The organism is Vibrio sp. GLN_1 (assembly GCF_043106015.1).
GTDB lineage: Bacteria > Pseudomonadota > Gammaproteobacteria > Enterobacterales > Vibrionaceae > Vibrio > Vibrio parahaemolyticus.
The window spans coordinates 170965-183736 of sequence record NZ_JBICMD010000036.1 but is presented as its reverse complement, the minus strand read 5'-3'; the positions used below and the strand labels follow the sequence as shown (position 1 = coordinate 183736).

The 12772-nt window shown below is 45.8% G+C and carries 11 protein-coding genes; 6 read left to right on the top strand and 5 right to left on the bottom strand.

Annotated elements, in window-relative coordinates:
• Positions 1-99: 99 nt before the first annotated feature.
• Entirely contained in the window at positions 100-567 is a 468-nt protein-coding gene (locus ACF8OV_RS18640; RefSeq protein WP_029809476.1) for an ankyrin repeat domain-containing protein, read from the bottom strand.
• A gap of 101 nt (positions 568-668) precedes the next feature.
• On the bottom strand, positions 669-2183 hold the full coding sequence (locus tag ACF8OV_RS18635; RefSeq protein ID WP_029809477.1) for a catalase: 1515 nt from the start codon (positions 2181-2183) through the stop codon (positions 669-671).
• A 256-nt stretch (positions 2184-2439) separates the two neighbouring features.
• Between ACF8OV_RS18635 and ACF8OV_RS18630 the strand changes: the two genes are divergently transcribed.
• Positions 2440-2796, top strand: a complete 357-nt coding sequence (locus ACF8OV_RS18630) for a VOC family protein (protein WP_005463914.1) — start codon at positions 2440-2442, stop codon at positions 2794-2796.
• 34 nt (positions 2797-2830) lie between these two features.
• Here the strand turns inward: ACF8OV_RS18630 and ACF8OV_RS18625 are convergent, their stop codons facing one another.
• Both ACF8OV_RS18625 and ACF8OV_RS18620 read right to left on the bottom strand, forming a co-directional pair.
• Positions 2831-3571, bottom strand: a complete 741-nt coding sequence (locus ACF8OV_RS18625; RefSeq protein ID WP_005463954.1) for a DNA-binding transcriptional regulator YciT — start codon at positions 3569-3571, stop codon at positions 2831-2833.
• A gap of 91 nt (positions 3572-3662) precedes the next feature.
• Positions 3663-4052 (bottom strand): VOC family protein, encoded by a 390-nt coding sequence (locus tag ACF8OV_RS18620; protein ID WP_005481479.1) that lies wholly within the window; start codon positions 4050-4052, stop codon positions 3663-3665.
• A gap of 181 nt (positions 4053-4233) precedes the next feature.
• On the opposite strand from ACF8OV_RS18620, the gene ACF8OV_RS18615 reads away from it, so the two are divergent.
• Entirely contained in the window at positions 4234-4710 is a 477-nt protein-coding gene (locus ACF8OV_RS18615) for a peptide-methionine (S)-S-oxide reductase (protein WP_015312890.1), read from the top strand.
• A gap of 260 nt (positions 4711-4970) precedes the next feature.
• Here ACF8OV_RS18615 and ACF8OV_RS18610 read toward each other — a convergent pair whose 3' ends face one another.
• Positions 4971-6464 (bottom strand): DUF1254 domain-containing protein, encoded by a 1494-nt coding sequence (locus tag ACF8OV_RS18610; protein ID WP_015312889.1) that lies wholly within the window; start codon positions 6462-6464, stop codon positions 4971-4973.
• Positions 6465-6639: 175 nt separating this feature from the next.
• Between ACF8OV_RS18610 and ACF8OV_RS18605 the strand changes: the two genes are divergently transcribed.
• From ACF8OV_RS18605 to ACF8OV_RS18590, 4 genes are all read left to right on the top strand, one after another.
• Positions 6640-7602: a LysR family transcriptional regulator gene (locus ACF8OV_RS18605; protein ID WP_025557018.1), complete on the top strand. Its 963-nt coding sequence runs from the start codon at positions 6640-6642 to the stop codon at positions 7600-7602.
• Between the two features lie 264 nt (positions 7603-7866).
• Positions 7867-8307: a PTS sugar transporter subunit IIA gene (locus ACF8OV_RS18600; protein WP_203504383.1), complete on the top strand. Its 441-nt coding sequence runs from the start codon at positions 7867-7869 to the stop codon at positions 8305-8307.
• A gap of 11 nt (positions 8308-8318) precedes the next feature.
• Positions 8319-9719: a fructose-specific PTS transporter subunit EIIC gene (locus ACF8OV_RS18595; protein WP_031855296.1), complete on the top strand. Its 1401-nt coding sequence runs from the start codon at positions 8319-8321 to the stop codon at positions 9717-9719.
• 121 nt (positions 9720-9840) lie between these two features.
• Positions 9841-12672, top strand: coding sequence for a GH92 family glycosyl hydrolase (locus ACF8OV_RS18590; protein ID WP_203504381.1), 2832 nt, complete (start codon positions 9841-9843; stop codon positions 12670-12672).
• Positions 12673-12772: the final 100 nt, after the last annotated feature.

The following is a 12772-nucleotide window of genomic DNA, read 5'->3' as shown; positions in this document are numbered from 1 at the left end:
AAAAACGGCCCAGATTTCTGAGCCGTTTTTATTTGCTTATTTTGGGATCGCGTCTTACTCATCATTTGCTTGCTTGGTTTTTCTTGATCTGTTTTTGCTCTATTTATTCTGAAGAGATTTCAACACTTCCGACTGGCCATAAATCTCTGCAAACGTCTTCAAGTCGAGTCCGGCTTTGTTGCGCAAATCGGGCGAACATTCCGCTTGATACAAGTCTTTCGCTATACTAATTTCGCGCTTAATCAGCGCCCCCATCAGGGCCGTGTTACCACGCTTGTCTTGTAAACAGGCATTCGCTCCAGAGTCGAGCAGTAACCGTACCGTGTCTTTATTACCCTGATATGCCGCCACCATTAGCGCGGTGTAACTTTCATTGTTGCGTTGATCAATCGGGAAACCTTGCGATACAAAGGTTTCAACCACTTCATTGTTACCAATGCGCGCAGCATCAAAAAAGAGCTCTACTAAGGATTGATATTGAGTTTCGAGTTTATCTTGAGAGGCGAGCAAGCTAAAAGATAAACCCAAAGAAAATAGTACAGAGCTGAGCAAGAATACGTTTTTCATTCACCCATCCTCATTAAAAATGACAGAAAATGGCCTACGGGAGCCCTGATTTTCGGGCAGAAAAGAGCAGATACTTCTCCCGCAGGCCAAAACTTTACGCCTTACATCATCGCTTTGTTTTTCACTTGCGAGAGATTGGTATCGGTCGCTTCAGCAAGACGCGAACCGTATTCTTTGTCTGCACGATAGAAATAGCTCACCATCGTCGCTTTGATGTCTTTATCCATTACCTTATTCAGGTCGCCCGCTAGGTTACCAATCAGATCGCTTCTGTCTTGTTCATTCATGCTGCGGTACAATACGCCAGCTTGGTAAAAATCTCGTGGTTCACTGATCGCTTTTTGCTGAACCGTACCGACGAGCTTGGTTTCTACCGCTTTAAACTGATTGTCTTCAGCCAAGTTAAGCTTGCGGCTTGGTTCATAATTTACGTCCCCATTGCTCAGCTGCGCGTTATTGCTCAAACCATTTTGATTATGGTTACTAACAGACGTTAACGGACGGTTCACTGGCAGCTGGAACAAGTTCGCGCCTAAGCGGTAAAGCTGAGTGTCAGCGTACGCAAACAAACGGCCTTGCAACAAACGGTCTTCCGATGGCTCAATACCTGGGATCAAGTTTGAAGGTGCGAATGCCGACTGTTCGGTTTCTAAAAAGAAGTTTTCCGGCAGACGATTAAGCGTCATTGTGCCCACTTTGCGATCCGGTACATTCAACCACACTTTGGTTGCATCAAGGCCGTTGTAATCTAACTTGCTTAACGCTTCTGGCGACAACACCTTCACGTACAGATCCCACTTAGGGTAGTTTCCACGACCAATTTCGGCATACAAATCATTCGTAAGGTGATTGAAGTCTTTACCCTGCATTTCCGTCACGTCATTAGGACGAAGACTCTTAATGCCTTGTTGGCTCTTCCATTGGAACTTCACATAGTTCACATCACCTTGTTGGTTGATCCACTTGTAAGCGTGAACGCCAAAGCCATCCATTGTGCGATAGCTCGCTGGCGTACCAAGATTGCTGTACACCCAAGTCAGCATGTGAGTCGCACTTGGTTCATGGCTAAAAAAGTCAAAGAATCGGTTTGGATCCTGAACATTGTTCACTGGTGACGGTTTCAGAGAGTGCACCATATCCGGAAACTTGATTGAATCACGGATGAAGAACACAGGCAGGTTGTTCCCTACCAGATCCCAGTTACCCTGTTCAGTATAAAATTTAGTGGCAAAACCTCGTGGATCACGCAGCGTCTCTGGCGACCCTTTTGAGTGAATAACGGTCGAAAAACGAACGAAAACAGGAGTTACCTTCCCCTTTTCAGTGAAGGGAGCGGATACCGTTAAATCACTAAAATCGCCAGACGCAACAAATTCACCGTGCGCACCCGTGCCACGAGCGTGTACAACTCGCTCAGGAATACGTTCTCTGGCAAAACGTTGCAATTTTTGGATCAGGTGAACGTCTTGCAGCAATACGCTGCCGTTTTCACCTGCTGTGATTGAATTTTGGTTGTCACCGACTGGTGCACCGTTATCTCTTGTCAGGGTTTGCGCCTGTAGAGATGTGCTGGCTAAGCCAACTGTAATTAATAAAAAGCTTTTTGACATCTGCATGGTTGCTCTCCAATGCGTGCTAACCATTTAGTCCACGAGTGGTAAATGGATATTCAAAAGCTCTTTTCTGCCCACGAAGAATATATCTTCAAAGATTCCATTTGTTTAATGGGAATTGGCGATAGATTTGATAGGGATAAACGATGAAAGTTTTCGTTTTTCATCTATTTAGATTAAAAAACAAACCAAAAGCATGAGAATCTCGTGGCGAGAGTGATTACACTGAATAAACATCACCAAGCAGAAAGGATATCGCATGCATCAACATGAAAAATTGAACTACGTTGAATTTGGTACGCCCAATATCGGTGCCACTAAGGCGTTTTTTGAGCACGTTTTTGGTTGGCAATTTGTCGACTACGGCCCTGACTACGCGGCCTTTTCTGGCCAAGGTTTGGATGGCGGATTTTATTCGGCAGAACAAGTCAGTCAAACCTCAAACGGAGCAGCACTATTGGTGTTCTATAGCTCTGATATTCATGCCACGTTAGAAAAAGTAGCGAAGTTTGGCGGACAAATCATCCGCCCTATTTTCGAGTTTCCGGGCGGATGTCGTTTCCACTTCACTGAGCCAAGCGGAAACGAGTTTGCAGTGTGGTCGGAGAGTCACTGAGTCACTGAGTCACTGAGTCATCGGTATTGTGTTGTTAACCCAACACCACTTCAACGCCGAGTTTTTTCAACTGTTCGAGGTCGCTTTTCGGAGCGGCTTTGTCAGTTAACAACACTGAGATTTCGTTTGTCTTGCCAATCGACGAAGGATAAATCTGACCGAACTTGCTGGAATCCGTCAGGACGATATTGCGTCTTTTCTTTGCCAGAATGGCCTCTGCAATGTCAGCACGCATCATGTCTCGGCTAGTAAAACCTGTGTCTTGGTGAAATCCGTCAATACCTAAGAAAGCCGTGCTGAAATGAATGTTTTCAATACAGAGTTTGGTGAGCGGGCCAACGAGGCTTTCGCCTTGGTGCTGATACACGCCACCCAACAAGATGATATTGGCCGATGTATTGCGGATAAGATGCGCAATATAGGCCGATGGCGTAATGATGGTCACATCGCCGCGCTCGGCTAACGTGCGAGCCAACAGCGCATTTGCACTGCCCCCTTCAATCAGCACCGTCTCATTCGGTGCGACCAAATCCGCGGCTTTGTTAGCAAGTGTTTGTTTAATATCAAAACGCACTTCTAAGCGGGTATCTATATCATCACTTTGCAGTGCGGTAGCAGCGCCGTGAACACGCTTTAAGTAGCCCTGTTGCTCAAGAAAATTCAAATCCTGCCTGATGGTCACGCCCGACACGCCGATGATGTCAGAAAGCTCCGTCACTTGAACGCGTTTACGGTCATTCACTAATTGCAGGATTTCATTTTGTCTTGGATTCACAGGCTCGCTCCTTATTGATGAGCTTGCAGTATACGCCCGAATACTTTCATATGAAAGCAGCCTGTGAACAGGATCAATAAGCTAAGTCGCGTTAAACAGTAAGCTCAATACGGTTGCCATCTGGATCTAATACGCAGCTTTCGTAATAACCATCACCAGTGTATCTCGGCCCGTCAATCCTTTGATAACCATCTTCCACCAAGGTTTTGGTTATTTGGTCAACGGCCTGCTCTGATCCTAATGCGAAGGCAAAGTGTGCCAACCCTGTTACTTGCATCGAGTGAGAGTTTTCACAGGTGGTCACTCCTTCCATCGACATCAACTCCAATCGAGCACCACTTTCAAACGAAAGAAAGTAAGACGAGAAGTGCTTCTTCGGATTGTGGTATTTATCGTTGGATACGGCGTTAAAATATTTCTCATAAAAGCCTTTCAGCTCTTCCAAACGCTCTGTCCAAATTGCGACATGTTCTATTTTCATGTTGGCTCTCTTCGTAAGTATTTGTGATTCAATAATTGCTGGCATTGGCATCAAATCTAACGAGGACGACTTGAATGAAAAAGAGAGCAAATCACTGCAACCTTGTTCCTGTTTTATGGTAGGAGTTGTGTTTGCATGACGGTGATGTCCATAATGGCGCAAAATTTTACAGGATAAAATGATGGAAGAGATTTACTTCGCAGGCGGCTGCCTTTGGGGCGTACAAGAATTTATGCGCCACCTTCCGGGCGTAATCAGCACCGAAGCTGGACGCGCAAATGGCAAGACGGATAACACTCAATCTGAATACGATGGCTACGCAGAATGCGTTCGCACCGAGTTTGATCCAAGCCAAGTGTCGGTTGAAACCTTAATGGGCTATTTCTTTGAAATCATCGACCCATATAGCATCAACAAGCAAGGGGACGATGTTGGTGAAAAATACCGTACCGGCGTATACAGCCGTGATACCAAGCACCTTGAAATCGCCAAATCGTTTATAGCAACAAGAGACGATGCCGATAAGATTGCGGTTGAAGTATTACCACTAAAAAACTACGTTCCAAGCGACGAAGAGCATCAAGATAGGCTCACTCGTTTCCCAAACGATTACTGCCACATCCCGTTAGATTTGCTGCATAAATATAAGAACAAGTAGCCCGCTGAGTGTAAGCGACAAGTAGCTCCAGCATACCTTGTAGTACGGAATCATCCGATTTAGCAACGGCAGGATTCACGAACTGAAGAAATAGCGAAGCAGCGAAGATTTTCACTGTAATATTTTCATTTTATGACCTAATCATTATCGTTACATAGACTAAATAATGGCCATCATTTTTGGTTGTAAAAAATAACGAGAGGAGCAATTAAATTACTCCTCTGTAAACCATCAAATAAATTTATAAATATTGATTCTTTCTATTTGATTTTTAACACGTCGTCAGGCTTCCAAGTCTGGTCAAAGAATTCAATACCCGTTCCGTACAAACGAATTGCGGTTAAGAAATCTCTGCCCGGAATGGTTTTAATATAATTGGACTCTGGTGCGCCATTAGGAAGCTGAGGTCCAAAATATAAATCGATTGAACCGTCTGTGTTTTTCTCTATGTTGTCAAAACCATTTTTAGAAGGGAGTAACTGCGATGTTTCTGGCATGGTGCCATCCACCACGTTGTACAGTGTCACAGCCCAAAAGAGTTTCGCTGGTGGGTTTGCAGGCAGATGAAGCTTGTATTGATGGCTACCATTTAGAATGTCACCCTTACTATCTCGCACAGTGAAAGGATACTTCGAGCCTGCATTCATCGTACGCATCACCATCGCTGGCGCTGAAGAGTACGCATACTGGAAGAAAGCGGCACGTTGGTCAATGTCCAAATATGACTCCTGCATGTATTCAGACGTCGCACCAGCCCAAGCTCGTTCATATTGACGATCCTTGTAGTAAAGATTACGTTCGTCTTTGCGGCCCAATAGGCGCTGCGCGGTAATCATTTTAGGAGCGGTTTTTACCGCTTTCTCAAGCAGTTGTTTTTCTTCAACGGTGGGATTAAACGGCTTACCTTTTACGATACCAATCGACGCAAGTACGCCTCGTAGCTCTGGAGAGATGGCAGAAATTGGCTCTTCATCAACAAACTGTTTCATTTTCTCCCAGTAAGAGAAGTCGGTTGGGTACATCATGTTGATGCGTTGACCAGAAGCGTTTGGAAATTTCATCGGTTGGATGTTTTTCTCTTCATCCCACAATGGATAAATACGAGTCTGTTCTGCAATCTTGACAGCATCTGATGGGTCAGCGCCGTTTTCGCCTTTCTTCATGACGGTTCTAAAGAACAAGAACACGTTGTTGGTGCTCGATGTAAATGTGAAATATCCTTTCGGTACAGGTCCGTCATAGTTCGGTGGGAGCAACAAATACAAGCCACCGCGAGCACGATCTGGGCCAATCAAACCGACATCAGTGATCGTTCGTTGGAAAAAGTCTGTGAACATGCCAATTACTTTTGGCGGCGCTGCGACAACCAACGGGCCTGTTTCTTTCAGATCGAGATAGTTCATAGAGTAGACAACATCCGCATTTGGTGTCGGAACTAACGTTCTCGAATCCATTCGGTCTTTCCAAATTGGCAACACGTTGTAACCCTTGCCAAACTTACTTTCCGAACCATCACGCATGCCAATCACATTCATAGCAGGCTGCATTTGGTAGTACGCACTAATGGCTCTTTGGTAATACAACTCTTGGACGAGTTTTTCCGCTTCGTTTTGCGTGGGCCAGTTACCTTCCCATTGCTGTTGAACAAGAGAGGACTCATTGGCATTCGGCGCTGCATAAGCGACGGAAGAAAGTGGTAAAGATGACGCAAGTAAGGTCACTAATAGCGCTTTGGGTACCGCTTTTAGGTTCATAATGTGCTCCTGTTTAAGAAATCAACACGTCTCCTAATCACATTACTTCCAACAGCACTTTGGTGATATTGACTTATGTTTATGTCAACTATACCAAATAGAGCATAAATAAACGGCCACAAGTGTGGTACGTTTAGCTGGTATAAAAACCACTATTTGAGCCACGTGATCAACGATGTCCCCATCCAGAAAATTAACGAAAGGTTTATTGCATCAGCTCGATCTTAACCTCTTGAAGGTTTTTATCGTGCTCGCAGAAGAACAGAAAACCGTGCTTGCTGCCAAACGACTGAACATGACTCAGCCAGCAGTCAGTCGCGCGTTATCTCGACTGCGCCAGCACTTTAACGATGAGCTTTTTGTTCGCACTCGGCATGGTTTAAAACCGACTCGAAAAGGTCAACTCTTGGCAGACAACTTACCTCGAATTATTGACGAGTTATCCATCGTTCTCGAAGGTTTGGATGACTTTGATGCAGGCTCTCATGCTGCGCATATTCGAATTGCGATCAACAACTTTTTTGGCGTCTCTTTGCCCGCGAAGTTTTACTTAAAGCTCAATAAACTGGCTCCAAACATGGTTTTTAGCATCGAGAACTGGGGGCCTACAACGTTAAACCGGCTGGTGAATGGCGACATTGACCTTGGCATCAACTACAGCCTCAATAACGTTCCGAAAGAAATCTCTCGCCGATATTTAGCCAATGATCATTTCCAAATTTTTGCGAGAGAAGGTCACCCTCTGACGGAGAAGATCGTCACGGTGCAAGACATTGCCTCTTTCCCTATCGTCAGTGCGATCGTGCCAGATTGGAACGAGAAAAAGCCTCGCATCATTCAACTCGATCAATCTCAAACACTTGGATTCAACGTCGCCTTTCGATCTGAGTCTATCGCCTCGCTTTTAGAAATTACCGCCACTAGTGATGTTCTCTTTCCCACGTCCATGTATCTGCTACAAAATCATCACCCACGACTCTCAAAACTGACATTAGCAGAATCGATTGTCGAAACACTGGTGTCAGAATCTCAGGAAATCGAGCTCTACATGCATTATCGAAACCGTAGCAACCCGATGTTTAAGTGGCTACTTTCCATCATCAATGAACTTTTCGAATACGATTTTCCTCAAGATTGAGCCGATTTGTCGGTTCAATCATCACCGCATAAATATCCACCAGCCCTTCACTCACGTTTAATTATTGTAACTACAGCGGCCACCACAAATAAATGGAATATAAATCACATAATAAATTTTATAATATTCCGCGTTATTAATGACGGCTATCACACTTAAGCTTGGGTGATACAAAAGTATAGTTATTGTATTTTTTTTACTATTTCCGAAAACCACTTCATTAATTAAATTTGACTCATTACTTCAGTACCAATGAGTCAAAAAATGATTACAGAACTAACAAACGTCAATTTAATTAAAGGCAATCTTCAAGCAAATAATAAAAAAGAAGTCTTTGAAGAGCTAGCGCAAGTGCTATTCGAAAATAATCGAATCAGCAGCAAAGAGGCTTTTTTAACCGACATAGAAGCACGTGAAACATTAAGCGTGACTTCAATGGACGGCATCGCCTACCCACACGCAAAAAGCAAAGCGGTCACAGAGCCTGCAATCGCTGTTGGCGTAAAGCGCGAAGGCATCGAGTATGGCGACGAAGAGGGAGTCAAACCGACCGTATTCTTCATGATTGCTTCACCAGATAACGGTGCCGACCACCATATTTATGTTCTTCAAGAATTATTCGGAAAATTTAGCGAAGAGTTTATTGAAGATATTCATAACGCAAAAGACGAAAACCAAATACTAAATATTTTAATTAATTCATAAGGCGTGAAATTATGAGTACAATCACAGCTCAAGCTACTAATAATAGCGATTTCAAAAAACTACTCAGTACCATGAAAGGTCACCTTTTATTCGGTACTTCTCACATGCTTCCATTTATCGTTGCGGGTGGTGTACTACTGGCGCTGGCGGTAATGGCATCAGGTAAAGGTGCGGTTCCTGCGGACGGTTTATTGGCGGATATTTCTAATATCGGTATTAAAGGTCTGGTGCTGTTCCCAATTATTCTTGGTGGCTTCATTGGTTACTCAATTGCAGACAAACCGGCACTTGCTCCAGCGATGATCTCTTCTGGCATCATGGCTGACATGGGCGGCGGCTTCCTTGGTTGTATCGTAGCGGGCTTCATCGCTGGTGGTGTGGTATTCCAACTTAAGAAGATCCCTCTTTCTGCTAACATGACTGCGTTGGGCGCTTACTTCATCTACCCACTTGTTGGTACGCTTATCTCTGCAGGTATCGTTCTATGGGGTATCGGTGAGCCAATCAAGATCTTCATGGCTTCTATGAACGAATTCCTAGCTTCTATGGCTGGCGCTTCTAAAGTGGTTCTAGGTACGATTCTTGGTGGTATGACTGCATTCGATATGGGCGGTCCAATCAACAAAGTAGCAACGCTATTCGCTCAAACTCAAGTTGATACTCAACCATGGCTAATGGGTGGTGTTGGTATCGCAATCTGTACGCCTCCTCTAGGTATGGCACTAGCAACATTCCTATTCAAGAAGAAGTTCACTAAGCAAGAGCAAGAAGCAGGTAAAGCAGCAGCAATCATGGGTTCTATCGGTATCTCTGAAGGTGCTATCCCATTCGCAGCAAACGACCCAGTACGCGTTCTTCCTTCAATCGTTGCTGGTGGTATCGTTGGCTGTGTGTTCGGCTTCCTAACAGACGTACTACTACACGCACCATGGGGCGGTCTAATCACAGCACCTGTATCAAGCAACATCCCAATGTACGTTGTAGGTATCGCACTAGGCTCACTAACAACAGCAGTTATCGTTGGCTTCTGGAAACCAGTTGCTGAAGAAGAAGCAGAAGACGAAATCGTAGAAGCAGCACCGACGCAAGCTCAAGCGGCTCCAGCAGCAGGCGAAGGCGAGTACGACATCGTAGCAGTAACATGTTGCCCATCAGGCGTAGCACACACATTCATGGCAGCGAAAGCACTAGAGAAAGCAGGTGCAGCAGCGGGTCTGAAAATCAAAGTAGAAACTCAAGGTCAAAACGGTATCCAGAACCGCATCACTGACCTAGATGTAGCAAACGCGAAGCTGGTTATTCTAGCTCACGATATCCAAGTAAAAGACGCTCACCGCTTTGCAAAAGCAAACGTTGTTGAGTGTTCAACGAAAGAAGCGATGCGTAACGCAACGACTCTTGTGAAAGCTTAAACCTTAAGCTCCTCCCCCTAAGAGCCCTTTCCCCCAAAGGGCTCTATTTCAAGTTTTTAAGTTTTAGTAATACCCCTGATTTTTTTAATTATATAACCCTACAATTTACAAGGCTTTAAAAATGAAATTCAAACCTTCCCTACTCGCTTGCGCAGTTTTAAGTGGTCTAGTCGGTCTGACTGGCTGTAACGACGACACAACCAACATTTATGAAGGCGGTGACACCAACCCTGCACTGCCGGATATTCCTGACGGTGGCAAGCCAGTATGTCCTCCAGTTGGCGATGGCGACTGCGATGACAAGCCAAACCCAGAAACACCTGAAATCGACATGGGCGTTCACATCCCAGTAGATTTCACCGATATGGACGTAACACGCTACGTCAACCCATTCATCGGCACAGGTAACCTAGGCAACACCTACCCTGGTGCAACCACACCACACGGCATGGTGCAGCTTTCTCCAAACAACGGTTCTAACGGCTGGGAATACATTTCAGGCTACTACTACCACGACGCACGTACTTCCGGTTTCTCTCATACCCACCTTTCCGGAGCAGGTGCAGGCGACTTGAACGACATTCTCGTCATGCCAATCAACTCGCGTTCGGATTACATGATTGATGAAGGTTCGGCAACGCTAAACCTAGAAGCGTCTCGCTTCCAACATCGTGACGAACAAGCGACAGCAGGCTACTACAAAGTCGACCTATTGGATTACGACATCAAAGCCGAGTTAACGGCGTCGGATCGCGTTGGTGTACACCGTTACACCTTCCCTCGTGATGAGAAGTCAGAAATCATCGTGAACACTGGCTTCAAAATTAACTGGGACTACACCTCTGATTCTTACTTGAAATGGGACAAAGAAAATAACCGCCTAGAAGGTCACCGTTTCTCTGATGGTTGGGCACCAAGCCAAAAAGAATTCTTCGTGATGGAATTCGACCAACCAATCAAAAACGTTCGTTTTGCTTACTACGATAAAGAGCAAGGTCGTTACATGGACGTGCCAGAAGGCATTACAGAAATCGGTAACGAAACACGTGGCAAGTATCAATACGCACGCGCTTACGTTGAGTTCGATACATCCAAAGACGGCTTAACGGTTGAAGCGAAATTAGCGCTATCAAACGTTGAGATCGGCGAGAACGGCAAGTCAGGTGCTTCTCTTAACATGACAGAAGTTGCGGGCATGAACTTCGACCAAGTACGCGAAGCGGCAACGAAGAAATGGGAAGACGAACTCGGCAAGATCCAAGTCTCTGGCGACGAAGATTACAAACAGACGTTCTACACCGCGATGTACCACTCGTACCTAGGTCAAACCATTCACTCTGACTTAGATGGTCGCTACCGCCAAGTTCACCAAGGTCGTAACGCCTACCCAGATGGCAACACGCCTTGGGGCGATAAGATTGATACGCTGAAAGAGTCGATCCGCACTGCCGATGCTAACAAAGATGGCAAAGCAGACTTCACGCGCTACGACACTTTCTCACTGTGGGATACCTACCGCGCGGTTCAACCGCTGTCTTCGATTCTTGAACCAGACCGCCTAGCAGACGTGGTGCTGTCTATGCTGTCTTACGCCGAAGAAGAATGGGTAGATGACAAAGGCAACGTGCGCAAAGGTCGTCTGCCTGAGTGGACATTCAAAGGCAACGAAACTGGCATGATGATGGGCATGCACTCAACGCCTGTGATTCATGATGTGTTGTCGAAAGGCTCACTAGAAAAACGCATGATCGATCTTGGCTTCACAGAAGCAGAGCGCAAAGACGTAAAAGAGCGTTTAGTTGAAGCGATGATCACAGACGCACGCGCCGCAACGAGCCAAGGCGTAGCATGGATCAAAGAGTACGAGAAACAAGGTTACGTACCAGCGCAATTGCACGACACTCCACCAGATTCTTACGGCGGTCACTCACCATTTAAAGATTCTTGGACAGCATCTTACTCGCTTGAATACTCAATGAACGACTGGGCAATCGCACAATCGATCAAGGAAGTCTTCGGTGAAGAAGATCCACGCTACACCGAGTTCGCTAACCGTTCTAAAAACTGGCAAGCGCAATTCGACTTTGGCGGTAAGCAATACCAAGGTTGGTTCAAAGCCCGTGACTACGATGGCGAGTTTATCGATGCAGGTTGGGTAGACCCAATCACCGGTCGCGCGGTGGGTAAAGACTGGCGTCCAGACATGTTCAACTGGGCATTCTCTGAGTCGAACGGCTGGCAATACTCGTTCAGTGTTCAGCACGACATTCATGGCTTGATTGACCTGATGACACGCTTCGACAAGACACAAAACCCTGAAGCAGAACGCGGTGACTTGTTCGCAGCACGCTTAGATGAGTACTGGTCAACCTACCCAGACCGCAACGCAGGCGACAACCAATTCCCAGTGTTCAACACAGGTAACGTTGGTCAGCACGTTCAAGGTAACGAACCAGATATCCACGTGCCGTACTTGTACAACTACGTCGGTCAACCTTGGAAAGGTCAAGCAGCCATCGCCGCAGCAACCAATATTTGCTACAAGAACACCGCTGACGGCATTTGTGGTAACGACGACTTCGGTACGCTCTCTGCGTGGTTCGTGTTCCGTGCACTTGGCTTCTACCCAGTGAACGCTTCTTCTGGCATCTACGAAATCGGTACTCCGCTGTTTGAAAGCTCGTCTATCGATGTCGGCAACAACCAGAAGTTCACGGTGACCGCGAAGAACGTTAGCCGCGAAAACATCTTCATTCAATCGGCTCGCTACAACGGCAAAGACTTCAACCGTACTTACTTGACTCATGACGAAATCATGTACGGCGGTGAGTTGGAGTTCGTGATGGGCGACAAACCAAATCAACGTTGGGGCTCTCTAGAGCAAGATCTTCCACCAGCACAAGGCATCGGTGAGTTCTTGCATGAAGACGAGATGCCAGCAGGTTCTCGTTAATCCCAATAGTGACCACTCAGCCGGGGGAGCGCATCTCCCGGCTATCCCTACAAGCAAATTTTATAAGCAGTCCTTTATAAACAGTCTCTTATAAACACTT

Excerpts from the sequence above, each read along its gene's own strand:
- ACF8OV_RS18600 (WP_203504383.1), top strand. The coding sequence starts at position 7,867 with ATGATTACAGAACTAACAAACGTCAATTTAATTAAAGGCAATCTTCAA.
- ACF8OV_RS18630 (WP_005463914.1), top strand. The coding sequence starts at position 2,440 with ATGCATCAACATGAAAAATTGAACTACGTTGAATTTGGTACGCCCAAT.
- ACF8OV_RS18610 (WP_015312889.1), bottom strand. The coding sequence starts at position 6,464 with ATGAACCTAAAAGCGGTACCCAAAGCGCTATTAGTGACCTTACTTGCG.
- ACF8OV_RS18590 (WP_203504381.1), top strand. The coding sequence starts at position 9,841 with ATGAAATTCAAACCTTCCCTACTCGCTTGCGCAGTTTTAAGTGGTCTA.
- ACF8OV_RS18615 (WP_015312890.1), top strand. The coding sequence starts at position 4,234 with ATGGAAGAGATTTACTTCGCAGGCGGCTGCCTTTGGGGCGTACAAGAA.
- ACF8OV_RS18640 (WP_029809476.1), bottom strand. The coding sequence starts at position 567 with ATGAAAAACGTATTCTTGCTCAGCTCTGTACTATTTTCTTTGGGTTTA.
- ACF8OV_RS18620 (WP_005481479.1), bottom strand. The coding sequence starts at position 4,052 with ATGAAAATAGAACATGTCGCAATTTGGACAGAGCGTTTGGAAGAGCTG.
- ACF8OV_RS18595 (WP_031855296.1), top strand. The coding sequence starts at position 8,319 with ATGAGTACAATCACAGCTCAAGCTACTAATAATAGCGATTTCAAAAAA.
- ACF8OV_RS18635 (WP_029809477.1), bottom strand. The coding sequence starts at position 2,183 with ATGCAGATGTCAAAAAGCTTTTTATTAATTACAGTTGGCTTAGCCAGC.
- ACF8OV_RS18605 (WP_025557018.1), top strand. The coding sequence starts at position 6,640 with ATGTCCCCATCCAGAAAATTAACGAAAGGTTTATTGCATCAGCTCGAT.